18 protein-coding genes and 4 tRNA genes are annotated in these 24,598 nt (G+C 60.6%); 6 read left to right on the top strand and 16 right to left on the bottom strand.

The window, feature by feature from the left end:
* Positions 1-8: 8 nt before the first annotated feature.
* The 6 genes from ACW55A_RS16155 to leuC form a co-directional block, all read right to left on the bottom strand.
* Positions 9-644, bottom strand: coding sequence for a 2-dehydro-3-deoxy-6-phosphogalactonate aldolase (locus tag ACW55A_RS16155; protein ID WP_072364638.1), 636 nt, complete (start codon positions 642-644; stop codon positions 9-11).
* A gap of 1 nt (position 645) precedes the next feature.
* Positions 646-1,650, bottom strand: a complete 1,005-nt coding sequence (locus ACW55A_RS16150; protein WP_455807800.1) for a 2-dehydro-3-deoxygalactonokinase — start codon at positions 1,648-1,650, stop codon at positions 646-648.
* A gap of 179 nt (positions 1,651-1,829) precedes the next feature.
* Positions 1,830-2,942: an aspartate-semialdehyde dehydrogenase gene (gene asd / locus ACW55A_RS16145; RefSeq protein ID WP_498811035.1), complete on the bottom strand. Its 1,113-nt coding sequence runs from the start codon at positions 2,940-2,942 to the stop codon at positions 1,830-1,832.
* A gap of 70 nt (positions 2,943-3,012) precedes the next feature.
* Positions 3,013-4,095 (bottom strand): 3-isopropylmalate dehydrogenase, encoded by a 1,083-nt coding sequence (leuB, locus tag ACW55A_RS16140; RefSeq protein ID WP_003366657.1) that lies wholly within the window; start codon positions 4,093-4,095, stop codon positions 3,013-3,015.
* Positions 4,096-4,245: 150 nt separating this feature from the next.
* Positions 4,246-4,887 (bottom strand): 3-isopropylmalate dehydratase small subunit, encoded by a 642-nt coding sequence (leuD, locus tag ACW55A_RS16135; protein WP_003366655.1) that lies wholly within the window; start codon positions 4,885-4,887, stop codon positions 4,246-4,248.
* 10 nt (positions 4,888-4,897) lie between these two features.
* Positions 4,898-6,322, bottom strand: coding sequence for a 3-isopropylmalate dehydratase large subunit (leuC, locus tag ACW55A_RS16130; RefSeq protein WP_003433129.1), 1,425 nt, complete (start codon positions 6,320-6,322; stop codon positions 4,898-4,900).
* A gap of 145 nt (positions 6,323-6,467) precedes the next feature.
* Between leuC and ACW55A_RS16125 the strand changes: the two genes are divergently transcribed.
* Positions 6,468-7,340 (top strand): LysR family transcriptional regulator, encoded by an 873-nt coding sequence (locus ACW55A_RS16125; protein WP_003433130.1) that lies wholly within the window; start codon positions 6,468-6,470, stop codon positions 7,338-7,340.
* 66 nt (positions 7,341-7,406) lie between these two features.
* Positions 7,407-9,599, top strand: a complete 2,193-nt coding sequence (locus ACW55A_RS16120) for a putative bifunctional diguanylate cyclase/phosphodiesterase (RefSeq protein WP_455807801.1) — start codon at positions 7,407-7,409, stop codon at positions 9,597-9,599.
* Between the two features lie 66 nt (positions 9,600-9,665).
* On the opposite strand, the gene ACW55A_RS16115 is transcribed toward ACW55A_RS16120, so the two are convergent.
* The 9 genes from ACW55A_RS16115 to uvrB form a co-directional block, all read right to left on the bottom strand.
* Complete coding sequence (locus ACW55A_RS16115) at positions 9,666-10,109, bottom strand: Hsp20 family protein (protein ID WP_003316521.1); 444 nt, start codon at positions 10,107-10,109, stop codon at positions 9,666-9,668.
* A 101-nt stretch (positions 10,110-10,210) separates the two neighbouring features.
* Positions 10,211-11,203, bottom strand: a complete 993-nt coding sequence (locus ACW55A_RS16110) for a tRNA dihydrouridine synthase (RefSeq protein WP_498811034.1) — start codon at positions 11,201-11,203, stop codon at positions 10,211-10,213.
* Positions 11,204-11,232: 29 nt separating this feature from the next.
* The gene (locus tag ACW55A_RS16105; protein WP_042930441.1) at positions 11,233-11,694 is read right to left on the bottom strand and encodes an acyl-CoA thioesterase; all 462 of its coding nucleotides are present in this window, start codon (positions 11,692-11,694) and stop codon (positions 11,233-11,235) included.
* A gap of 525 nt (positions 11,695-12,219) precedes the next feature.
* Positions 12,220-12,295, bottom strand: a tRNA-Glu gene (locus ACW55A_RS16100).
* Between the two features lie 46 nt (positions 12,296-12,341).
* A tRNA-Ala gene (locus ACW55A_RS16095) sits at positions 12,342-12,417 on the bottom strand.
* 51 nt (positions 12,418-12,468) lie between these two features.
* Positions 12,469-12,544 (bottom strand) — tRNA-Glu (locus ACW55A_RS16090).
* A gap of 88 nt (positions 12,545-12,632) precedes the next feature.
* Positions 12,633-12,708 (bottom strand) — tRNA-Ala (locus tag ACW55A_RS16085).
* 148 nt (positions 12,709-12,856) lie between these two features.
* On the bottom strand, positions 12,857-14,338 hold the full coding sequence (gene gltX / locus ACW55A_RS16080) for a glutamate--tRNA ligase (RefSeq protein WP_003433142.1): 1,482 nt from the start codon (positions 14,336-14,338) through the stop codon (positions 12,857-12,859).
* Between the two features lie 384 nt (positions 14,339-14,722).
* On the bottom strand, positions 14,723-16,738 hold the full coding sequence (gene uvrB, locus ACW55A_RS16075) for an excinuclease ABC subunit UvrB (RefSeq protein ID WP_003366641.1): 2,016 nt from the start codon (positions 16,736-16,738) through the stop codon (positions 14,723-14,725).
* A gap of 402 nt (positions 16,739-17,140) precedes the next feature.
* On the opposite strand from uvrB, the gene ACW55A_RS16070 reads away from it, so the two are divergent.
* Positions 17,141-18,337, top strand: a complete 1,197-nt coding sequence (locus ACW55A_RS16070; protein ID WP_003366639.1) for an amino acid aminotransferase — start codon at positions 17,141-17,143, stop codon at positions 18,335-18,337.
* A gap of 223 nt (positions 18,338-18,560) precedes the next feature.
* Positions 18,561-18,872 (top strand): hypothetical protein, encoded by a 312-nt coding sequence (locus ACW55A_RS16065; protein WP_455807802.1) that lies wholly within the window; start codon positions 18,561-18,563, stop codon positions 18,870-18,872.
* A gap of 52 nt (positions 18,873-18,924) precedes the next feature.
* On the opposite strand, the gene pvdQ is transcribed toward ACW55A_RS16065, so the two are convergent.
* The gene (pvdQ, locus tag ACW55A_RS16060) at positions 18,925-21,258 is read right to left on the bottom strand and encodes a bifunctional acylase PvdQ (protein ID WP_498811033.1); all 2,334 of its coding nucleotides are present in this window, start codon (positions 21,256-21,258) and stop codon (positions 18,925-18,927) included.
* A gap of 192 nt (positions 21,259-21,450) precedes the next feature.
* On the opposite strand from pvdQ, the gene ACW55A_RS16055 reads away from it, so the two are divergent.
* A complete protein-coding gene (locus ACW55A_RS16055; protein ID WP_455807804.1) occupies positions 21,451-22,623 on the top strand; it encodes an efflux RND transporter periplasmic adaptor subunit in 1,173 nt (390 codons plus the stop codon).
* Complete coding sequence (locus tag ACW55A_RS16050) at positions 22,624-24,597, top strand: MacB family efflux pump subunit (protein WP_268950711.1); 1,974 nt, start codon at positions 22,624-22,626, stop codon at positions 24,595-24,597.
* The last annotated feature ends 1 nt before the right edge of the window (position 24,598 follow it).

Raw genomic sequence — 24,598 nt, 5'->3', positions numbered from 1 at the left:
TGCGCCACTCAGTCTGCAAGCGCTGCGCTGTGCTGCTTCCAGGCCGCCACATAAGCCTGGGCACGCTCGGTGACGTCTGCGACGCTCATGCCGGGTTTGAACAGCCCGGAGCCCAGGCCAAAACCCTTCACGCCGGCGTCGAGAAATACCTTCATGTTGTCCGGCGAAATACCCCCGACCGGCAGCAGAATCGTGCCCTTGGGCAGGACAGCCAGCCACGCCTTGACCACCGCCGGCGACATCTGCTCGGCAGGAAACAGCTTGAGCACATCAGCGCCTTCGGCCAGCGCGGCAAAGGCTTCGGTCGGCGTCGCGACCCCTGGCGACAGGAACAGCCCGGCCGCCTTGGCCGCACGCAGCACCTTGGCATCGCTGTGCGGCATGACAATCACCTGCCCGCCGGCGTCCTTGACCTGAGTTACCTGTTCAGCGGTGAGCACGGTGCCAGCACCGATCAGGCAATCGGCAGGCAACTGCTGACGCAACAGGCGGATGCTGTCGAACGGTTGCGGGGAGTTGAGCGGCACTTCGATGACCCGAAACCCCGCCTCGTACAGCACATCGCCCATGGCAGGCGCTTCTTCGGGGCGCAGGCCGCGCAGAATCGCGACCAGACCATTTTCTTTCAATGCTTGCTTGAGCATGTCAAATCTCTCGAATGTGTTGGGACGAGCGGCGCGCGATCAGGCCGGCCTGAACGGCGACCTGCCAGAGGCCGCGCTCGGTCGCCTGCTCGGCCAATGTCACCCCGGGAAAGCCACAAACGGCCAGCCCGCGCGCATAGCGCGTGCACAGCGAATCGCTACCGATGAGGATCACCGCAGGCAATTGTTCGTGGTTGTGCAGATGCAGCCTGGCGATGGCACCCAGTTCATGGCCAATCAACAGGCCGGAAAGATAGTCAGGTTGCGCACTGGCAGCCAATTGCCCGGTCAGGCCGAGCGTTCGTGTGCTGAAAATCGTCGACAGCGGCCCCGCAGAGCCCGCGTCGGACAGGGCAATCGACAAGCCGCGGTCAAACGCCTGCTCGTCGAACGCCTCCGAAGGCTGCATGGTGCGTCCCAGAATGGTGTGCGCGCAGAGCGCGGCGTAGACCTCGCCGGTCATGAAGGTATCGAAGTGAACGATGCGACCCCGTTCTACCTGCACCCATTTGGAGTGGCTGCCGGGCAGACCGATCAGCAGAGGCTGGCTGCCCTGCCCGTCTTCGCGCCCTGCCAGCACACCCAGCACCTGGGTTTCTTCGCCACGCATGACGTTGGGCAGGGTCGAGCGCTGCAGGACGCCGGGGATGATGTGCACCGTCACGCCGCGCACGCTGCGCACCGTCTGCAACGCTGCGCTCAGCTCATTGACGCTGGCCGGCGTTTCCCGGTAGGCCGCCTCGCGCCAGCCCTGTGCGCTGCCGACCATGCCACAGGCAATCACCTGCAGGTCCGGCTGTGCATCGAGCCAGTCGCCGCACGCCTGGTCAAAGGCCAACTCGAAACCGTCACTGCAGAACTGCCCCGCGATCAGCCGCGGCGTGGTCGGCAACTGCATGATGCCCGCGCTCAATGCGCGCTGTTCCAGTACCTGGCCGTGTTCGCCAAGTCGATAAGCACGAAGTGAGGTTGTCCCCCAATCGAGCGCGATCAATTGCGCCTGCATTGCGTCACCTGTTGTTTTTTTGGAAGTGAGTGCAGGACGACTATAAACCTGTTGTTACACTTATCTCAATATGTAAATTTCAATCCCATATATAGGGATGAAAGGCGATCAATCAAAAGTATCAGGCATTAAAAAACCCGCCTTCCTTTCGGAAAGCGGGTTTGCTGTAAAACCGAGCCTCAACGCTCCAGCAGGATTCTCAGCATGCGACGCAGCGGCTCCGCAGCGCCCCACAACAGCTGGTCACCCACGGTAAAAGCGCCCAGGTACTGCGAACCCATGTTCAGTTTGCGCAAACGCCCCACGGGAATGCTCATGGTCCCGGTCACCGCCGTCGGGCTCAGCTCATGCATGCTGGCTTCGCGATTGTTCGGCACCAGCTTGACCCACGGGTTGTGCTGGCTGATCAACCCTTCGATGTCCGCAATCGGCACATCCTTGTTGAGCTTGATGGTCAGCGCCTGACTGTGGCAGCGCATGGCGCCGATGCGCACGCAGATGCCGTCCACCGGGATCGGGCTCTTGAAGCGACCGAGGATCTTGTTGGTCTCAGCCTGGCCTTTCCACTCTTCGCGGCTCTGGCCGTTTGGCAGCGCCTTGTCGATCCACGGGATCAGGCTGCCCGCCAGTGGCACACCGAAGTTCTTGGTAGGGAACGACTCGCCGCGCATGGCTTCAGCCACCTTGCGGTCGATATCCAGAATGGCGCTGGCCGGGTTGGCCAGATCATCGGCCACCGAGGCATGCACCGCGCCCATCTGCCTGATCAGCTCACGCATGTTCTGCGCGCCGGCGCCGGAGGCTGCCTGATAGGTCATGACATTCATCCACTCGACCAGACCGGCATCGAACAGGCCGCCCAGCCCCATCAGCATCAGGCTGACGGTGCAGTTGCCACCGATATAGTTCTTGGTGCCCGCGTCCAGTTGCTGGTCGATAACCTTGCGGTTGACCGGATCCAGCACGATGACCGCGTCATCCTGCATGCGCAGGCTGGACGCCGCATCGATCCAGTAACCCTGCCAGCCCGCTTCGCGCAGCTTGGGGAACACCTCATTGGTGTAGTCGCCACCCTGGCAGGTCAGCACCACGTCCAGGGTTTTCAGCTCGTCGATGCTGTAGGCGTCTTTCAGGGGCGCAACATCCTTGCCCACCGAAGGCGCCTGGCCACCGACATTGGAAGTAGTGAAGAACACCGGCTCAATGAGATCGAAGTCCTGCTCTTCCCGCATCCGCTGCATGAGCACGGAACCGACCATGCCACGCCAACCGATCAGACCTACACGTTTCATCGCAACTACACCTTGAATAAAAGTGGGACCGCCGCTCTGCGCGTACACAGCAGGCGGCGGGCCAGAGAGATTACAGATTCCGCAGCGCGGCGACTACCGCATCGCCCATTTCCTGCGTACCGACTTTGACTTTGCCTTCCGACCAGATGTCGCCGGTGCGGATACCCTGATCCAGAACCAGGCTGACAGCCTTTTCGATGGCGTCGGCCGCATCGGTCAGATTGAAGCTGTAACGCAGCATCATCGACACCGACAGAATGGTCGCCAACGGGTTGGCAATGCCTTTGCCGGCGATGTCCGGCGCCGAGCCGTGACATGGCTCGTACATGCCCTTGTTGGCCGTGTCCAGCGAGGCCGACGGCAGCATGCCGATGGAGCCGGTGAGCATCGACGCCTGATCGGAGAGGATGTCGCCGAACAGGTTATCGGTCACGATCACATCGAACTGCTTGGGTGCACGCACCAGTTGCATGGCGGCATTGTCGACGTACATGTGGCTCAGTTCGACTTCAGGGTAATCCTTGGCGACCTGCTCGACGATTTCACGCCACAGCTGGCTGGACGCGAGTACGTTGGCCTTGTCCACCGAGCAGAGCTTCTTGCCACGCACCATGGCCATATCGAAACCGACCCTGGCAATGCGGCGGATCTCGCTTTCGCTGTACGGCAGCGTGTCGTAGGCCTGACGCTCGCCATTATCCAGCACCCGAGTACCGCGTGGCGCACCGAAGTAGATACCACCGGTCAGCTCGCGAACGATCAGGATATCCAGGCCGGCGACGATTTCCGGCTTCAGGCTCGACGCGTCGGCCAGTTGTGGATACAGGATCGCAGGACGCAGGTTGCCGAACAGGCCCAGTTGCGAACGGATTTTCAGCAGACCGCGCTCAGGACGGATGTCACGCTCAATAGTGTCCCATTTCGGGCCGCCGACTGCACCGAGCAGCACGGCGTCGGCCGCACGGGCACGATCCAGGGTTTCATCGGCCAGCGGCACGCCGTGCTTGTCGATGGCCGCGCCACCGATCACGTCGTGGGTCAATTCAAACCCCAGTTGATACTTTTCGTTGGCCAGCTCCAGCACCTTGACCGCTTCGGTCATGATTTCCGGACCAATACCATCACCTGGGAGAATCAGAATCTGCTTGCTCATAACATCCTCGATTTTGTGCATCGGCGTCTTTGACAACGCCTGCTTGAAACGCTCAATACCACAGAAAATTTAGCGTCCGGCCAAAACACTTTTGCCAGCAAGGCGCAATTGCACCTTACTGGCAAACATGCAGCATCCGCTGTTGATCGATCAGTCGCGGAACAGCCATGGCTGGCTGGCGCGGTGCCTGCTCTCGAAACCGGCGATTGCCTCAGCGTCCATCAGCGTCAGGCCGATGTCATCCAGGCCATTGAGCAGGCAATGCTTGCGGAACGCATCGATTTCGAAGCTCAGGACCTTGCCATCCGGACGGGTCACGGTCTGCGCCTGCAGATCGATATTCAACTGATAGCCGGGCGTGGCTTCCACCTGCTTGAACAGTTGATCGACGTCTTCTTCGGACAGGATGATCGGCAACAAGCCGTTCTTGAAGCTGTTGTTGAAGAAGATGTCCGCGTAGCTCGGCGCGATGATTGCGCAGAAACCGTACTCTTCCAGTGCCCACGGCGCGTGTTCGCGGCTGGAGCCGCAGCCGAAGTTTTCCCGGGCCAACAGCACGCTGGCACCCTGGTAACGCTCGTGGTTGAGGACGAAGTCAGGGTTCAACGGACGCTTGGAGTTATCCTGGTAAGGCTGCCCCACGTCCATATAACGCCATTCATCGAACAGGTTCGGGCCGAAGCCGGTGCGCTTGATCGACTTGAGAAACTGCTTGGGAATGATCTGATCGGTGTCGACATTGGCACGATCCAGAGGAGCGACCAGGCCATGATGCTGGGTAAAGGCTTTCATACAGGACTCCTCAGTGCTGGATCAGGTCGCGAACATCGATGAAACGGCCATTGACCGCAGCGGCAGCGGCCATTGCCGGGCTCACCAGATGCGTCCGGCCACCGGCCCCCTGACGACCTTCGAAGTTACGGTTGGAAGTCGACGCGCAGTGCTCGCCGGACCCCAGGCGGTCCGGATTCATCGCCAGGCACATGGAGCAGCCCGGTTCGCGCCATTCAAAGCCAGCATCGATGAACACCTTATCCAGCCCTTCCTTCTCGGCCTGCTCCTTGATCAGCCCCGAGCCCGGCACCACGATGGCCTGCTTGATGGTCGCGGCCACCTTGCGACCCTTGGCAACATCGGCCGCAGCACGCAGGTCTTCGATACGCGAGTTGGTGCAGGAACCGATGAATACCCGGTCCAGCTGGATATCGGTAATCGGCTGATTGGCTTTCAGGCCCATGTACTTGAGCGCACGCTCGATGGAGCCACGCTTGACCAGATCCGGCTCTTGCGCAGGGTCCGGCACGTTCTGATCGACCGCCAGGACCATTTCCGGCGAAGTGCCCCAGCTGACCTGCGGCTTGATCTGTGCGGCATCCAGCCTGACCACGGTATCGAACACAGCGTCCGGGTCGGACACCAGGTCCTTCCAGGCTTCGACAGCAAGGTCCCACTCCGCGCCCTTGGGTGCGAACGGACGGCCTTTGACATACTCGACGGTCTTCTCGTCGGTGGCCACCATACCGACCCGGGCACCCGCTTCGATGGACATGTTGCAGATGGTCATACGGCCTTCGATCGACAGGTCGCGAATCGCGCTGCCGGCGAACTCGATGGCGTAACCGTTACCGCCTGCCGTGCCGATCTTGCCGATCACCGCCAGAACGATGTCCTTGGCCGTCACGCCGAAGGGCAATTGCCCTTCGACCGACACCAGCATGTTCTTCATTTTCTTGGCGACCAGGCACTGGGTGGCGAGCACGTGCTCGACCTCGGAAGTGCCGATGCCGTGGGCCAGCGCACCGAAGGCGCCGTGGGTAGAGGTGTGCGAGTCGCCGCAGACCACACTCATGCCTGGCAGGGTTGCACCCTGCTCCGGGCCGATCACGTGGACGATGCCCTGGCGCGGATCATTCATCTTGAATTCGGTGATGCCGTATTCGTCGCAGTTATCGTCGAGGGTCTGCACCTGCAAGCGCGACACCTGATCCTCGATGGCACCGATGCCACCCTTGCGTTCGGCCGTGGTCGGCACGTTGTGGTCAGGCGTGGCGATGATCGAGTCGATCCGCCACGGCTTGCGCTTCGCCAGCCGCAGACCTTCGAACGCCTGCGGCGAGGTCACTTCATGGATGATATGGCGGTCAATGTAGATCAGCGCCGAACCGTCGTCGCGCTGTTTGACCAAATGCGAATCCCAGAGCTTGTCGTAGAGCGTTTTCCCGGCCATCGGACGTACTTCCTCATCAGCTTGTTTCTATGCCTTGGGCAATCGTTGCGATGACCCCTTGGCTTGTGCGGTCATCCTATGGAATATGCTTAAATAACTCAAATTCATAATTTTCATACTTTGGATAACCAACTGGAATCCGACCATGGACCTGGCCAACCTCAATGCCTTTATCGCCATCGCTGAAACGGGCAGTTTCTCCGGGGCAGGCGAACGCCTTTACCTGACCCAGCCGGCCATTAGCAAACGCATTGCCGGTCTGGAGCAGCAACTCAACGTACGCCTGTTCGATCGCCTGGGCCGCGAAGTCAGTCTGACCGAGGCCGGACGCGCCCTGTTGCCGCGTGCCTACCAGATTCTCAACGTGCTGGATGACACACGCCGGGCCCTGACCAACCTGACCGGGGAAGTCACCGGGCGGCTGACTCTGGCGACCAGCCACCACATCGGCCTGCACCGTTTGCCGCCGATATTGCGCGCCTTTACCCGCACTTACCCGAAGGTTGCACTGGACATCCAGTTCCTGGATTCGGAAATTGCTTATGAAGAAATTCTTCACGGGCGCGCCGAGTTGGCAGTCATTACACTGGCGCCCGAGCCGCATACGCTGATCCGCGCCGTGCCCGTCTGGGACGATCCGCTGGATTTCGTCGCGGCCCCCGAGCACCCGCTGGCCAACAGCGGCCCGATGAAGCTGGAGGATATTGTGCGCTATCCGGCGGTATTTCCCGGCGGTAACACGTTTACCCATCATATTGTCAGCGGATTGTGCGAGGCTCAGGGCCTCAAGCCCAACATCGCGATGAGCACCAACTATATGGAGACCATCAAAATGATGGTTTCCATCGGCCTGGCCTGGAGCGTTCTGCCGCGCACCATGCTCGACGAGCAGGTGGCGCGCATCCCGCTGCCGGGCGTACAGCTCAATCGCCAGCTAGGCTACATCCTGCACACCGAACGCACGCTCTCAAATGCGGCACGGGCATTCATGAAACTGCTCGATGCGCAGACACAGTGAACAGATGCTGCAGCAGGCCGCAGGCAGATCGCTCTGGCCGCCCTATCGATCAAAGGCTCGGATAACATGCCCAACCCACCGGATAACGCCGTGCCGAATGTTGCCGCACAGTCGGTCTCTGCCAGGCTGCCGCTGACAGACGCAGAGCGGATCCTGCAGGAAACCCGTGATCGCCTGGAGCTGGCACTGGAACTGGCGCAAATGGGCACCTGGGATCTGGATATCGTCCGCAACCGGCTGCAAGCCTCGGCACGCGCGGCGCTGCTGCACGGCATGCCGGCAATGCCCTTCAATGAGTCTGGCGGGCAGTTCTTCGGCAGCCTGCCCGGCGAAGAACGCCGCCGAATGCGCGCGCTCTATGCCGCGGCACTCGAAACCGGGCAGGACTGCCTGCAAGTCACTTACCGGTTCCGGCTGAAAAACGGCACGTCACGCCTGCTTGAGAGCCGCGCGCGGATTTACCGGGATGAACAGGGCCAGCCCGTCAGACTGTCCGGCACACTGCTGGACATTACCCAGCAGTGTGCTCAGGTCGCACTGGAGGCCAGCGAGGAGAAATTTGCCAAGGCGTTTCATTCAAGTCCCGACTCGATCACCATCACTGAAATCGACTCGGGCCGCTATGTCGAGGTCAACGATGGCTTCAGCCGCCTGACCGGTTTCAGCGCCCAGGAAGTGCTCGGCCGTACAGCGCATGAAATCGGCATCTGGACCGACACCTTGCAGCGCGAACACATGCTTGAAGAACTGCGCCAGAAAGGCCGCGTGCATCATCGTGAAATGAACGGGCGAGACAAGCACGGTGCGCCTCTGGTGCTGGATATATCGGTCGAGTTCATCACCCTGAACAACACCGCCTGCCTGCTGATGAATGCCCGCGACATCGGCGAACTCAAAAATGCCCAGGCGCAGATCCAGCACCTGGCTTATCACGATCCACTGACCGGGCTGCCCAATCGCGCGCTGCTGCTCGACCGCCTCAGCCAGCAAGTGTCGCTGCTCCAGCACCAGAATCTGCGCGGCGCCCTGTTGTTTCTCGATCTGGACCATTTCAAGCACATCAATGACTCGCTTGGCCACCCGGTAGGCGACAGCGTTTTAAGCATCATCGCCGCGCGCCTGGAAGCCAGCGTGCGCCAGGAAGACACCGTGGCACGCCTCGGCGGCGACGAATTCGTGGTATTGATCTGCGGCCTGGAAGGCTCGCAGGACGAGGTCACCCGGCAAGTCCGGGAGCTGGCCGACAACCTGCGCAACCTGCTGGCCGAGCCGATGTTTCTCGACGGCCATCGTCTGCAGGTCACGCCGAGCATCGGCGTGGTGCTGATTCCGGATGATGGCCTGACCCCGGCCGATCTGCTCAAGCGCGCCGATATTGCCCTGTATCGGGCCAAGGATTGCGGGCGTAACGCTTCACAGTTTTTCCATGTATCCATGCAACAGGCCGTCAGCCAGCGCCTGCGCCTGGAAAATGACTTGCGCCTGGCGCTGACCCGCAACGAATTTCACCTGCACTTCCAGGCCCAGGTCGACTGTCGTAACGAATACATCACCGGGGCCGAGGCCCTGCTGCGCTGGCAACACCCCGAATACGGCCTGCTGGCGCCCGATCAGTTCGTGCAGATACTTGAAGAAAGCGGGATGATTCTGGAGGTCGGCAGCCATATTCTGAACGAGGCCTGTAAAACCGGTGGCCTGCTGTTAAAGCAAGGGCTGATCCCGGAAAACAGATTCCTGATGGGCGTCAATATCAGCCCGCGACAGTTTCTGCAGCACGATTTCATCGAGCGCGTGGAACGCAGCCTGACCCTGCATCAGTTGCCTGCATCCATGCTCAAGCTGGAAATCACCGAAGGTATCGTCATCCAGAACCTGGACGACACCATCCTCAAGATGCTCAGCCTCAAGGCACTGGGCGTCAGCTTTGCGATGGACGACTTCGGCACCGGCTACTCGTCCCTGACCTATCTCAAGCGCTTGCCGGTGGATACGCTGAAGATCGACCAGTCCTTCGTCCAGGACGCTACCAGTGATCCCAACGACGCAGAAATCATCCGTGCCATTGTCGCCATGGCGCAGAGTCTCAACCTGAACGTGATCGCTGAAGGCGTTGAAACCTCAGAGCAGTTGGCGTTTCTGGAAAAAGTCGGCTGCTACATCTATCAAGGCTATCTGTTCAGCGAACCGCTGCCAGGCCCACAGTTCGAGTCCCTGCTGGAGCTCAGGGGGCCTGCGCAGCAAACCGCACATCAGGACTGAAAAAAGGAAGGCGCCCCGCAGGCGCCTTCCCCGTTACATGCCGCTGACTCAACATCACCTGTCGGATCAGTTTTCCAGCGCTTTTTGGCTATTGAGCGGAATGCGTTTTGGTTTCGCTTCTTCCGGCACGTTGCGCACCAGGTCAATATTCAGCAGGCCGTGAGACAGATCGGCCCCTTTGACTTCGATATTGTCCGCCAGCCTGAATGACAGCTTGAATTCACGCCGGGCAATACCCTGATGCAGATACGTCACGTTTTCGGCTTCTTGCTCGCGCTTGTTGCCGATCACGGTCAGCACACCTTTTTCAACCTGCAACTCGAGATCCTGCTCTTGCATGCCTGCTGCAGCAATCACGATTCGATAATGGTCATCGGTGTGCCGCTCGACGTTGTAGGGCGGATAGCCGCTGGTTGTCTCATTTCGCGCCGCCGACTCGAAGAGGTCGTTGAAGCGGTCGAATCCCACTGAGTTGCGAAACAGTGGAGCCAGAGAAAATGCAGTAGCCATAACAATTCTCCTGTTTATCAGCGAGTGGTTTACGCGACCCGTGTTCGGCATCGCTTGGTCACCAAAATAGGGACAGCCATTCGCTTTTCAAGAGACTTTTTTCAGGATTTTTTTGACCGTTCGTCGGGATCAGCTTCTGGGTAGCAACCGGGCGCGCAACCCAGCAATACGCTGATGCAATTGCAGTCGGTTTCGCGGCGCAACGTATTGAACATGAGAGTCGCCTCGGGGTAGCTTTTGGTCAGCAGCACCAGCCACTGCTTGAGCCGGCCCGGCGCCTGAATCAGCGTCATCTTCGCCAGACAGTCCTGCCAGAAGACCCGCAGCATCGGCTGCAACTCGTCCCAGGTCATGGGCACGACCTCGTCGCCCTTCTGCGCTGCAGCGATCTGCCGGGCCAGATCAGGACGCGCCACCAGACCGCGACCGATCATGATGTCCCGCGCACCGCAGATTTCACGGCAACGGCGCCAATCCTCAACGGTCCAGATTTCCCCGTTGGCGACCACCGGGACATTGACCACTTCCTGGATGCGCGCAATCCACTCCCAGTGCGCGGGAGGCTTGTAGCCGTCGACCTTGGTGCGCGCATGAACGACGATTTGCTCTGCCCCGCCGTCAGCCAGCGCTCTGGCGCAGTCCAGCGCGCCATCGGTGTTTTCGTAACCCAGGCGCATCTTGGCGGTAACGGGGATAGGTCTGGGCACGGCACGGCGCACCTGGCTGACGATCGAGTGCAGCAGTTCCGGCTCCTTGAGCAGGATTGCGCCGCCCCGCGAGCGGTTGACGGTCTTGGCCGGGCAGCCGAAGTTGAGGTCCAGCACGGGTGCACCCAACTCGCAGGCGAACGCGGCGTTTTCGGCCAGGCACACCGGGTCAGAGCCCAGCAACTGAAGGCGCAACGGCGTGCCTGCGTCAGTTTTCGCGCCCTGGTGAAATTCCGATGCGTACTTGTAGAAGTAATGCGCTGGCATCAAACGCTCGGACACCCGGATGAATTCGGTCACGCACCAGTCGATGCCGCCGACTTTCGTCAGCACATTACGCAGGATGTCGTCGACCAACCCCTCCATGGGCGCCAAAGCAATTTGCATGGGTCACACTCGAAAAAAAGTCCGGCAGTTTACTGCCCGGCGTGCGGATTGGGAACGGCGCTGTCAGAGATGGCTGCGCCATAGCCCTCGATGAACTCGGCAGGCATACGCTTGGGCTTACCAGTGGACAGTTCGATGCAGACAAAGGTGGTTTGCGCGCGCAGCAAGGTCAGGTTGTCGGCAGGACGCTTGAGCTGAAAGCAGCGGGTCATTTTCAGGCGGCGATCCCAGTCGACGATCCAGGTCGCCAATTGCAGCCCGTCGTTCTCGTAGGCGCTGGCAAGGTAGTCGATCTCATGCCTGACCACCGCCATCGCCCGATCCAGACGCCGGTATTCGGTAAGGTCCAGCCCGAGGAACTGCGAATGACGCCAGGCACAGCGCTCCAGCCAGGACACATAGACAGCGTTATTGGCATGCCCCAGCCCGTCGATGTCTTCGGCGGCGACATTCAGATCGATGACAAACGGCGTTGCCCGGTCCCAGACCATGCGTGCTCCTGCTTGAGTGGATGTAATTGGCGGGAGTGTAGCGGGTCATGGCGCGCGTTCACACGCGTTGGCATGAAAAGCGCCCCTCCGAACGCCTTTTGCTCTTCACGCTACAGCGCTCAGAGTCATACACAAGTCTGGATAAGCCCGGATAAAAGGCCTGAAACCGTACGTGCAGACTGGACACAGACCTGTGGGAGTGAGCTTGCTCACGAAGACGATGCATCCAACCCCTATTTCCTGGGGGCTATACCGGCCTCTTCGCGAGCAAGCTCGCTCCCACAAGATTTGTGTATAACCAAGAGGGCTGCAGCGCGAGGATGTAGTTCGCGGCGCACTGCGTTGCGAACGCATAGAGGACGCGGAGTGTCCTGAACGGCATGCCAACGCAGTATCGGCACGAGAGTCGGTTACAGTTGAGTGTGGCAATAGATAAAAACAGAAAGGAGGGGTTTTCAAACCCTGAAAAAACAAAAGGGCCATTCAATAATCGAATGACCCTTGGTCCCGCAGAGCGGGAAATCGTGGCGTCCCCTAGGGGACTCGAACCCCTGTTACCGCCGTGAAAGGGCGGTGTCCTAGGCCACTAGACGAAGGGGACGCAAAACCTTCAGTCAGGTTCATCGAACGATGAACCCTGGCAAAATTGGTGGAGCTTAGCGGGATCGAACCGCTGACCTCCTGCATGCCATGCAGGCGCTCTCCCAGCTGAGCTAAAGCCCCGGATTTACGCCTCTCGGCGGAGATCAACCTTCCGGCATCCCTCGGTGAAACTGGCGTCCCCTAGGGGACTCGAACCCCTGTTACCGCCGTGAAAGGGCGGTGTCCTAGGCCACTAGACGAAGGGGACAAAACCTTCTTGCAAAACAAACGGTCGCTGGATCCGCTTGTTTCACATCATTTCAGAGCAGTGTAGCAGCACTCTGAAATGCTAAATTTGGTGGAGCTTAGCGGGATCGAACCGCTGACCTCCTGCATGCCATGCAGGCGCTCTCCCAGCTGAGCTAAAGCCCCACATCAGTGGACGGGGCGCATATTAAGCGTGAGTGACAGGGCTGTCAAATTTATTTTCTACAATTTGCAAAGTTTTTTGTCGGTAATACAACCACTTACCTTTCAACCCCCGGAAAACCGGGGGCGATTCACAGGAACAGGTAATGCCTCAGGCAATCGAGCCCAGCAGCTTTTCCCATTCCTTGTTTTCTTTCTTGGAAACGCCGCCCAGCAAATCGAGGGCCTGACGCAGGCGGAAGCGAGTCAGGTCCGGGCCGAGGATTTCCATCGCATCGGTCACCGAGACCGAGTTGGCCTGACCGGTGATCGCAGCGAACATCAATGGCATGGCGTCTCGCAGCTTGAGCTCAAGATGCTCGACCACGGCCTGAATGCAGCCCATGATCCGGTCCTTCTCCCACTGACGCAGCGATTCCAGCTTCCACAGGATCAACTGAATCACCTGGCGCACCTGCTCCGGGGACAGCTTCTTGTGTTCGAAGAGCTTCACATCAGGCGTGACGCCACCTGCGAAGAAGAAGCCGGCCAGCGGTGCAACCTGACTGAAGGTCTCTACCCTGCCCTGCACGTGCGGTGCGATCTTCATCATGTAGTCAGGGTTCAGCGCCCAGGTCTTCAGACGCGAGGCAAACTCCTCGACCGGCAGATCACGCAGCCATTGGCCATTGAGCCAGGACAGCTTTTCTATATCGAAGATCGGCCCGCCCAGCGAAACACGCGACAGGTCGAAGTTGTCGACCATCTCCTGCAAGGAGAACTTCTCGCGCTCGTCAGGCATCGACCAGCCCATACGCCCCAGGTAGTTGAGCATCGCCTCGGGCATGAAGCCCATGCGCTCGTAGAAGGTCACCGACGTGGGGTTCTTGCGCTTGGACAGCTTGCTCTTGTCGGGGTTACGCAGCAGCGGCATGTAGCACAGCTGCGGCTTGTCCCAGCCGAAGTATTCGTACAGCAGGATCAGTTTGGGTGCCGATGGCAGCCATTCTTCGCCGCGCAGTACGTGGGTGATGCCCATCAGGTGGTCATCGACGACGTTGGCGAGGAAGTAGGTCGGCAGGCCGTCGGTCTTCATCAGGACCTGCATGTCCATGCGGTCCCACGGGATTTCGACTTCGCCACGCAGCATGTCAGGGACGACGCAGACGCCTTCGGTCGGCACTTTCATGCGGATCACGTGTGGCTCGCCGGCGTCCAGGCGGCGCTGGACTTCTTCCTTGGAGAGCAGCAAGGCGCGACCGTCATAGCGCGGGGTTTCGCCCTTGGCCTGCTGTTCGGCGCGCATCTGGTCCAGCTCTTCGGCGGTGCAGAAGCACGGGAAGGCATGGCCCATGTCGACCAGTTGCTGCGCGTATTTCTTATAGATGTCGCCGCGCTCGCTTTGGCGGTATGGGCCATGTGGACCACCGACGTCGGGGCCTTCGCTCCAGTCGATGCCCAGCCAGCGCAGTGCGTCGAAGATCTGCTGTTCGGACTCGCGGGTAGAGCGCAGTTGATCGGTGTCTTCAATACGCAGGATGAACTCGCCGCCGTGCTGTTTGGCAAAGCAGTAGTTGAACAGCGCGATGTAGGCCGTGCCGACGTGGGGGTCGCCAGTGGGCGATGGCGCGATGCGGGTACGAACGGTGGTCATGGAAAATCCCGAATTAGGTCGATCAAGCGCGGAATGTTAACAGGCCGGGGGCATGAGGCTCCAGCAACAAAGGCAATTGCCCGGACGCCTCTCGTTCCGCAAGCTCCGCGCCCGGAGTTGTAAACAAATTCAGCTGATTATCGTGCCAGTGCTCCGCGTGGGCATGCAGTTCGTGACGCTCTGCGCCACACGGCGGTTTTTCTTTGTCAGGTAAATGGGGGTTCGACTCAGGTCACCTTTTCGCCCCTCGGCGAGTCACTTCGAAAGGGGCCAAAGTGACCGAAGCCCCCTGCTCCGTTTCCGGCCCGACTTCGTCGGGTTCCTTCGCCCTGACACTGATCCGGGGGTCGCCGCACCGGCATGAGAGGTGGCGTGTCCAATGCTTCAAACCGCCAGCAACCGCTCGCGCAGTTTGCCGATTTCGTCGCGCATTTGTGCGGCGGCTTCGAATTCCAGGTCGCGGGCCAGTTGGTACATTTTTTCTTCCAGTTGGCGAATGCGTTTGTTGATCTCGCTCGGCGAGCGCAGTTCGTTTTCGTAGCGGGCGTTTTCTTCGGCGGCTTTGGCCATGCCTTTGCGTTTTTTGCTGCGCGAGCCGGGGACGGTGGCGCCTTCCATGATGTCGGCGACGTCCTTGAACACACCTTTGGGGGTGATGCCATGTTCCAGGTTGAACGCCAATTGCTTCTCGCGTCGCCGCTCGGTCTCGCCGATGGCGCGCTCCATTGAGCCGGTAATCCGGTCGGCATACAGAATCGCCCGACCATTGAGGTTACGTGCCGCCCGGCCAATGGTCTGGATCAGCGAACGGTCGGAGCGCAGGAAGCCTTCCTTGTCGGCATCGAGAATTGCCACCAGCGACACTTCCGGCATGTCCAGGCCTTCGCGCAGCAGGTTGATGCCCACCAGCACATCGAACGTACCCAGGCGCAGGTCGCGGATGATTTCGACACGTTCCACCGTATCGATGTCCGAGTGCAGGTAACGCACGCGCACCCCGTGGTCGCTCAGGTAGTCGGTCAAATCCTCGGACATGCGCTTGGTCAGCGTGGTGACCAGCACCCGTTCTTCCAGCGCGGTGCGCTTGTGGATTTCCGACAGCAGATCATCGACCTGGGTCAGCGCCGGACGAATCTCGATCTGTGGGTCCACCAGGCCGGTCGGACGCACCACCTGCTCGACGATACGCCCGGCGTGCTCGGCCTCGTAGTTACCCGGGGTCGCCGAGACGAAAATGGTCTGCGGGCTGATCGCCTCCCACTCGTCGAAACGCATCGGGCGGTTATCCAGTGCCGATGGCAGACGAAAGCCGTACTCGACCAGGGTTTCCTTACGCGAACGGTCACCTTTGTACATCGCGCCGACCTGCGGCACGCTGACATGGGACTCGTCGATCACCAGCAAGGCATCCGGTGGCAGGTAATCGAAAAGGGTTGGCGGCGGCGCACCGGAAGGACGGCCCGACAGGTAGCGCGAGTAGTTTTCGATACCGTTGCAGTAGCCCAGCTCCAGCATCATTTCCAGATCGAAACGGGTGCGCTGCTCCAGACGCTGAGCTTCCACCAGTTTGTTCTGGCTGCGCAGGTATTCGAGGCGCTCCTGCAGCTCGACCTTGATCCCTTCCATCGCCTCGATCAGCGTCTCGCGCGGGGTGACGTAGTGGCTTTTCGGGTAGAAGGTGAAGCGCGGCAGCTTGCGAATCACCTCGCCGGTCAGGGGGTCGAACGCCGACAGGCTCTCGACCTCGTCATCGAACAGCTCGACCCGGATCGCTTCCAGATCGGATTCGGCCGGGTAGATATCGATCACATCACCGCGCACCCTGAACGTCGCACGGGCAAAGTCCATGTCGTTACGGGTGTACTGCAGGTCGGCGAGGCGGCGCAGCAAGGCACGCTGATCGAGTTTGTCGCCACGATCGATGTGCATGACCATGCGCAGATAGGTTTCCGGACTGCCCAGGCCGTAGATGCACGACACCGTGGTGACGATGATCGCATCCTTGCGCTCCAGCAGCGCCTTGGTCGCGGACAGACGCATCTGTTCAATGTGGTCGTTGATCGAGGCATCCTTCTCGATGAAGGTGTCGGACGACGGCACGTAGGCTTCCGGCTGGTAGTAGTCGTAGTAGGAAACGAAGTACTCCACGGCGTTGTTCGGGAAAAACGCCTTGAATTCGCCATACAACTGCGCCGCCAGGGTCTTGTTCGGTGCCAGCACCAGCGTTGGACGCTTGATCTGGGAAATCACGTTGGCGATGCTGAACGTCTTGCCCGACCCGGTCACCCCGAGCAGGGTCTGGTGCGCGAGCCCGGCGTCGATCCCTTCGACCAGTTGGCGAATGGCCTCGGGCTGATCGCCGGCTGGCTCAAAGCGGGTAACGAGCTGGAACTCGGACATAACTGACCTCTTGAATGGTGCGCGTGTGACGGGGTTCGCGTGAAACCTTCCGCGACCTGACCGCCTCGACGGCACAACTGGAAATATTCGTCGGCGCATGACGGCGCGCAACGACGAAATCATCGCAAACAGCCGTTCCCGCCGGGAAGCAGGCGTGCGATGTTTTGAAGTGATGGCTAATAGATGGAGTCATATATCAGCCTTTCAAGGCACGCACTTAAAGCATTGAGGTTTTAACCGAACGAACGTTCTACAAATATGCGCAAAAACCTGTAAAAAACCCGCCCTGCACTGTCGATCACCGAGGGGATGCTCTCTATACTACGCTCAGTTTGCGCACCGCTTTGGCGCATCGAGCCTCAGCGTGTCCCCTTCCCACTCTTCACCAAGAGCCGCCGCACCATGAGCCTGTTTTCCGCTGTCGAAATGGCACCCCGCGATCCGATCCTGGGTATCAACGAAGCCTTCAACGCCGACACCCGCAGTACCAAGGTCAACCTTGGCGTGGGCGTCTACTGTGATGAAGACGGGCGCATTCCCCTGCTGCGCGCCGTGGCCGAAGCCGAAAAGATCCGCGTGGCCCAGCATGCGCCGCGTGGCTACCTGCCGATCGACGGTATTGCCGCCTACGACCAGGCCGTGCAAAAACTGTTGCTGGGCGCCGATTCGCCGCTGATCGCCTCGGGCCGTGTGCTGACCACCCAATCGGTCGGCGGCACCGGCGCACTGAAGATCGGTGCCGACTTCCTCAAGCAGTTGCTGCCCGATGCCGTCGTCGCCATCAGCGACCCGAGCTGGGAAAACCACCGCGCGCTGTTCGAAACCGCAGGCTTTGCGGTGCAGAACTACCGCTACTACGACGCTGCCACCCACGACGTGAACCGTGCCGGCATGCTCGAAGACCTGCACAACCTGCCGAACAACTCGGTAGTCGTGCTGCACGCCTGCTGCCACAACCCCACCGGTGTCGACCTGAGCCTGGATGACTGGAAAAAAGTGCTGGAAGTGGTCAAGGCCAAGGGCCACGTACCGTTTCTGGACATGGCCTATCAAGGCTTCGGTCAGGGCATTCAGGAAGATGCCCTGGCAGTGCGTCTGTTCGCCGAGTCGGGCCTGACCTTCTTCGCCTCGAGCTCGTTCTCCAAATCACTGTCGCTGTATGGCGAACGCGTCGGCGCGCTGTCGATCATTACCGAATCGAAGGAAGAAACCACTCGCGTCCTGTCCCAGGTCAAGCGCGTGATCCGCACCAACTATTCCAACCCGCCGACCCACGGTGCGATCATCTCCGCTGCGGTGCTTAACGACCCTGCGTTGCGTGCAATGTGGGAAGAGGAACTGGGCGAAATGCGTCTGCGCATCCAGGGCATGCGCAAGGCGATGGTCGAGCGCCTGGCTGACAACCCGGCCGGTCAGGACTTCAGCTTCGTCGCGCGCCAGTGCGGCATGTTCTCCTACTCCGGTCTGACCGCCGAACAGGCCCAGCGCCTGCGCAGCGAGTTCGGTATCTACGCGCTGGACACCGGGCGTATCTGCGTGGCCGCGCTGAATCAGAAGAACATCGACGTGGTGTGTGACGCGATCAAAAAAGTGCTCTGACTGCGCTGAAGCGCACTGGTAGAAGCGAACCTGTTCGCGAAGGCTGTTCTCCGGTCGATGCATCTCATGCAACGTACGGGCCTTTCGCGAACAGCGCTTATCCAACAGCCTTGCACGCAGCACTTCCCACTGCATCACCATTCGGCAACTGAATCGAACGATCCCCATTGCTACCCCTCGAAACTGTGTCAAAACATTTTCTGAAACCGATATCGAGGTACTCATGTCTATCGAACCGCAACGTCAGAAAGAACCGACGCCAAATCAGGACGCACCTGCCAGCCCGGGCCCGGACCGCAACGATCCGGCAATCGAGCCGCAAGTCGGGGACGTAAAACCCGAGACTGAAAAGGGCAATGGCCAGAGCCAGGGCCAGACGCCCGCCCCAAGTCAGTCACAGACTCAGTCGCAGGGCCAGTCAACCAGCGACAGCGCCTACGTGCCTGACCATGAGCCGGAAGAAAAAACCGAGGATTTACGCAATCATCAGCCCACCACTGGCGTTGACGCCGATATCGATACACCGGGCGGCTGATTACCGATAAGCGCATTTGGGCCGCATGGCCCAAACGCTTTTCTTGCCTCTTTCAGCGATCAGGCTCCTCGCTTATCACCTGCACCTCATACGCAGGATCAGCCTTGATCTGCTGTTCAGTGAACGGCAACGCCTGCCATTGTTTTTTTGAAAATGCTTCAGTCTGGTCGCTTGAATGGGCTGACTGTGGATTGCTCGACTCAGAGAACGCCAGTAAACCCTGCGCCCTTGGGCCGTGCTCGTCGAATGTCACCACCTGCAGGTAACTGGTGCCACTAACCACCTCGCGCTTGCCGTCCTTGCCTGCCACGGTCTGCATGGCGTTGTAGATGCCAAGCCCGGCCGGACCACCGTGAATCGGGATCTGCTTGCCGCTGATGCTGGAAACCTGAATGTCGCCCCATTGACTGCTTGCCGAGAGGCCTGCCTTGGCCACTTCATCCACTGCGGCCCGCATGGCGGCGCGCAATGCAGTGGCGACCTGCGGGTTCTCAATCGCCAGCCCGCTCGGCGTGTGAACCGGGTCGCGCGGGTCGAACGCAACACGCCAGCGCGAGGCAACAGCCTGCATGGACGTCACGATTCTCTGGAAGTACACGAACCCGATGCCACTGTTCAGGTCAGCGCGTCCATCCCAGGCTTTCAGTGCGGTACACAGCGGCGTCAGCCGCGCAGCATCATCACCCAGCTCCGAGGCACAGAACCTGAGCAGATCCGGCAGCACTTGCCCGGCCTGATAGACCTCGTTGTCCATGACCATCGCTTGCAGATTCTCGACGCTGATCTTGCCCGCCTTCTTCAGGCTGCCCAGCCGATCCAGCGCAAAACGTGCTCGCTGCCCCAGCGGCTGGCTGTCCTCGCTGATCAGCGGCGAAAAGTCCTTCAACGGCGCAGCGGGATTGACCATCCAGGCCGAGTCGTTGGAGTGCTGCACGAAGTCGGTCCGCAATAACTGCGGCTGACGGGAAGAGGGATAAATACCGGCCTGTGCCGCCTCTGCGGAAACCTCCCAGTTGCATTCACTGCGCGAGCCGTCGAGCACGATCAGTTCCGTGCCGATGCGCGGATCACTGCATCGGGCAAGCCTGACGGCGTCGACGTTTGGCACCACCGAGAGGTTCATGTACAGCGCCTGCCCCCGCGCATCGACTGCCAGGGTGTTGACCCACGGGATGCCCTGGATCTTGCGCACCGAATCCTGAAACGCCTTGAGGCTGTCAGCCTTGTCCATTGCATACCACTGCTGCAACACTCGGTCGTTTTGCAGATTGGCATCACGCAGGCTGAAGGCAAACTTTTCGTCCCAGTCCAGCTTGCCCGGCCACTGCACCACCGGACCGAACCTGGACGAATAGACAATGCGTGGCACCGACTTCAAGCTGCCATCGGCTTGCTTCACGTCGACACTCACCTGCTGCTTGTCCATGGCAACCGATTTGCCATCCAGCAGGTAACGGGTGGAATCCTTCGGGTCGAGCTGCAGGCGATGCAGCGTGAAGTGTTTCGACGTGTCGACGGTATGGCTCCAGGCCAAATGCTGATTGAAGCCGATATTGATCAGTGGCAGGCCCGGCAAGGCTGCGCCCATCACGTCGAGCTTGCCGGGAATGGTCAGGTGCATTTGATAGAAGCGCAGGCCGCCAGCCCATGGAAAATGCGGATTGGCCAGCAGCATGCCGCGCCCGTTGGCCGATAGCTCGCGCCCTATTGCCACGGCATTGCTGCCGCGCTCCAGAGCAAACCGCTGGTTGCGCGCAGCAGCCAGTTGCAGCGCCTGAACCTGCTGAGCATTTACCTGCAGTGGCTTTTGCAGCGCAGGCGGCGTAGCACCGGCCAGCGCTTCGGCGAACTGCCCCACGCCCCCCTCTACCAGCAGGCGACGGGTCAAGCGCACCAGATCTTCGGTACTGATCGGCCGAACCCACTCGGCCGCACAGGGCTGCGGCAGGCCCTTGGCCTTCTGTTCATCGAGCGAGCGGTTGTAACCGGCGACATAGCCCTGCATCAACTGGCGAATCTCCAGCGGCTGCGCATTCCAGAAATCCGCCAGTGCCTGCGGCGTATTGAGCCACTGGAACAACAGGTCGCTGGCCATGTTGTTGCGCTGCTCAAGGGTCGCCTTATCGGGGCCAAAATAGCGCGAGCGCTGGCCGTTGACGGTGACGATCTCATTGGCCAGCAGGCACAGGTTGTCCTGCGCATAGGCATAACCGATGCCGTAACCCAAACCGCGCTCATTGGCGGCAACGATATGCGGCACGCCAAAACCGGTCCGCCGGATCTCGGCACTGGCCGCCTGTTTTCCAGGCTCAACCAAGGCTTGCGCAGGGAAAATCACAGCGAACGAAAGACCTGCAAACACAAAACCGCACAGGGGTCTGGACATAATCACGCTGACTCCAACTCGACAAGACGACCCGAATTAGCCGCTCCCGTTAAACGAAGCACGGACGCTGATGTTTAGCCGAAGCGGGTAACCCGTGATCAACGCTAAATTCCTGCTGGCATGCCTCGTTTAAAGGGCAGCTCTCGTGGCCGTCGTTCACCGACCGACTGATCTCCCAGCGCAGGAATCTGCATGAAACGCTCTCGACATCCTCGCCGCGCCCTCCTGGTGGCGCTGTGCCTGTTCCCGGTCATTGCCGTATGCGCCTGGCAGATCCTGCCCGACAGCAAAAGCAGCGCCGCGACCGTGACGGTGACCCGCGGCACGATCGAAAACAGCGTCACGGCGCTCGGTACCCTGCAGCCGCGCAGTTACGTGGATGTGGGCTCGCAGGCCAGCGGGCAGATCATGAAAATCCATGCTCAGGTCGGCGATCAGGTCAAGGAAGGCGACTTGCTGGTCGAAATCGACCCTTCGACGCAAAAGGCCAGACTCGACGCCGCACGCTACGCCATCGATAACCTCAAGGCGCAATTGCAGGAGCAGCGTGCGCTGCACGAACTTGCAGAACAGAAGCAGCAGCGCCAGAAGCGCCTCGCTGCAGGCGGCGCCACACGAGCCGAGGACGTTCAGGCTGCGGAATCGGAATTTCGCGCCACCCAGGCACGGGTCGACATGTTCAAGGCGCAGATTCTCGAAGCTCAGGCCGCGCTGCGCAGCGACGAAGCAGCGCTGGGCTACACCCGTATTTTCGCGCCCATGAGCGGCACAGTGGTCGCCCTCGATGCACGTGAAGGCCAGACGCTGAACGCGCAACAACAGACCCCGCTGATTCTGCGCATCGCCCGCTTGTCACCGATGACGGTCTGGGCCGAGGTCTCGGAAGCCGATATCGGCCATGTCAAACCCGGCATGACTGCCTATTTCACCACCTTGAGCGGCGGCAACCGGCGCTGGAGCAGCACCGTGCGGCAGATCCTGCCGGTGCCGCCCAGGCCGCTGGATCAAGCCAATCAGGGCGGCGGCAGCCCGAGCAGTTCGCGCAAGAACGGCGGTGGCCGTGTGGTGCTGTACACCGTGCTGCTGGACGTGGATAACAGCGATCAGGCGCTGATGGCAGAAATGACCGCACAGATATTCTTCGTCGCCGAAAAAGCCGAGAACACCCTCACCGCGCCACTCGCGGCGTTGCGAAACGGGGCGCAGGCCGATCGGCAGACCGCCCAGGTGCTATCTGCCAATGGTGAGGTGCAGAACCGTGAGGTGCGCACCGGCATCAGCGACCGTATGCGCGTGCAGGTACTCGACGGGCTGAATGAAGGTGAGCGCCTGCTGGTGCCCGCCTCTGTCGGCAGCGGAGGCTGAATGCGCACGCCGCTGATCGACCTGCGAGGCATCCGCAAATCCTACGGCGGAGGCGACAGCCCACGGGTCAACGTGCTGCGCGGCATCGATCTGTCGATTCATGCCGGTGAATTCGTGGCGATTGTCGGCGCTTCCGGGTCCGGCAAGTCGACGCTGATGAACATCCTCGGCTGCCTGGACCGCCCGACCTCGGGCGAATACCTGTTCGCCGGGGAAAACGTCGCCGAACTGGGCAGCGACGAGCTCGCCTGGCTGCGCCGTGAAGCGTTCGGGTTCGTGTTTCAGGGCTATCACCTGATTCCGTCCGGCTCGGCACAGGAAAACGTCGAGATGCCGGCAATCTACGCCGGGACGCCCGCCGCAGAGCGTCATGCGCGGGCCGCCGCCCTGCTTGACCGACTGGGCCTGGCGTCGCGCACCGGCAATCGACCGCATCAGTTATCCGGCGGCCAGCAGCAACGGGTTTCCATCGCCCGCGCCTTGATGAATGGCGGGCACATCATCCTCGCCGACGAGCCCACCGGTGCGCTGGACAGCCACAGTGGCGCGGAGGTGATGACCCTGCTGGACGAACTGGCCAGCCAGGGCCATGTGGTGATCCTCATCACCCATGACCGGGAAGTGGCGGCGCGCGCCAAACGGGTCATCGAGATCAGCGATGGGCTGGTGATCAGTGATACGGCTCGAGATGCTTCTGACGTGCAGCGCTCAGTCAATCCGGGCACGCTGCAGGCGGTAGACCTGCGCAAGCGCCTGAGCGAGGGCAGCGGCAGCCACGGCGCCTGGCAAGGCGAGCTGCTCGAGGCGATTCAGGCGGCGTGGCGCGTCATGTGGATCAATCGCTTCCGAACCGCGCTGACCCTGCTGGGCATCGTCATCGGCGTGGCGTCGGTGGTGGTGATGCTGGCCGTCGGCGAAGGCAGCAAGCGTCAGGTCATGGCGCAGATGTCCTCGTTCGGTTCCAATATCATTTACCTCAACGGCAAGGCGCCCAATCCGCGCGCGCCGAAAGGCGTCATCACCCTGGAGGAAGTCGCCGCGCTGGGCCAGTTGCCCGAGGTGAAAATGATCATGCCGGTCAACGGCGGCCAGGCCGGGGTGCGCTACGGCAACGTCGATCACTCCAGTTACGTCGGCGGCAATGACACGCACTTTCCGGCGATCTTCAACTGGCCGGTGGTGGAAGGCAGTTATTTCAGCGAAGCGGATGAGCAGAGCGCAGCCGCCGTCGCAGTGATTGGCTACAAGGTTCGCCAGAAACTGTTCGGCGAGCATAACGACCCTGTCGGCCAGTACATCCTGATCGAAAACGTGCCTTTTCAGGTGGTCGGCGTGCTGCAGGAAAAAGGCGCCACGTCCGGCGATCTGGACAGCGACAATCGCATCGCCATCCCCTACTCGTCGGCCAGTATCCGCCTGTTCGGCACGCAGGACCCCGAGTACATCACCATCGCCACCCGTGACGCCAACAACGTCAAACAGGCCGAAACGGCGATCCGTAACCTGCTGCAACAACTGCATCACGGCAAACAGGATTACGAACTGACCAACAACGCCGCGATGATCCAGGCCGAAGCACGCACCCAGAACACCCTGTCGCTGATGCTCGGCTCGATTGCCGCCATTTCGTTGCTGGTCGGTGGTATCGGCGTGATGAACATCATGCTGATGACAGTGCGCGAACGCACCCGTGAAATCGGCATCCGCATGGCCACCGGTGCGCGACAGAGCGACATCCTGCGGCAGTTTCTTACCGAGGCTGTGATGCTTTCCGTGGTCGGCGGGCTGGCCGGTATCGTGCTGGCGCTGGGCATGGGCGCAGCGCTGTTGCTGAGTAAGGTGGCCGTTGCGTTCACCCTGCCGGCTGTGACCGGGGCGTTTGCCTGCGCCCTGATTACCGGCGTGATCTTCGGCTTCATGCCGGCCCGCAAAGCTGCCCGCCTCGACCCGGTCGCGGCCCTCACCTGTGAATGAT

This window comes from Plantibacter cousiniae (nom. nud.) (assembly GCF_977070315.1).
The sequence above is the reverse complement of the archived record's forward strand: the minus strand, read 5'-3'. Positions and strand labels throughout refer to the sequence as shown.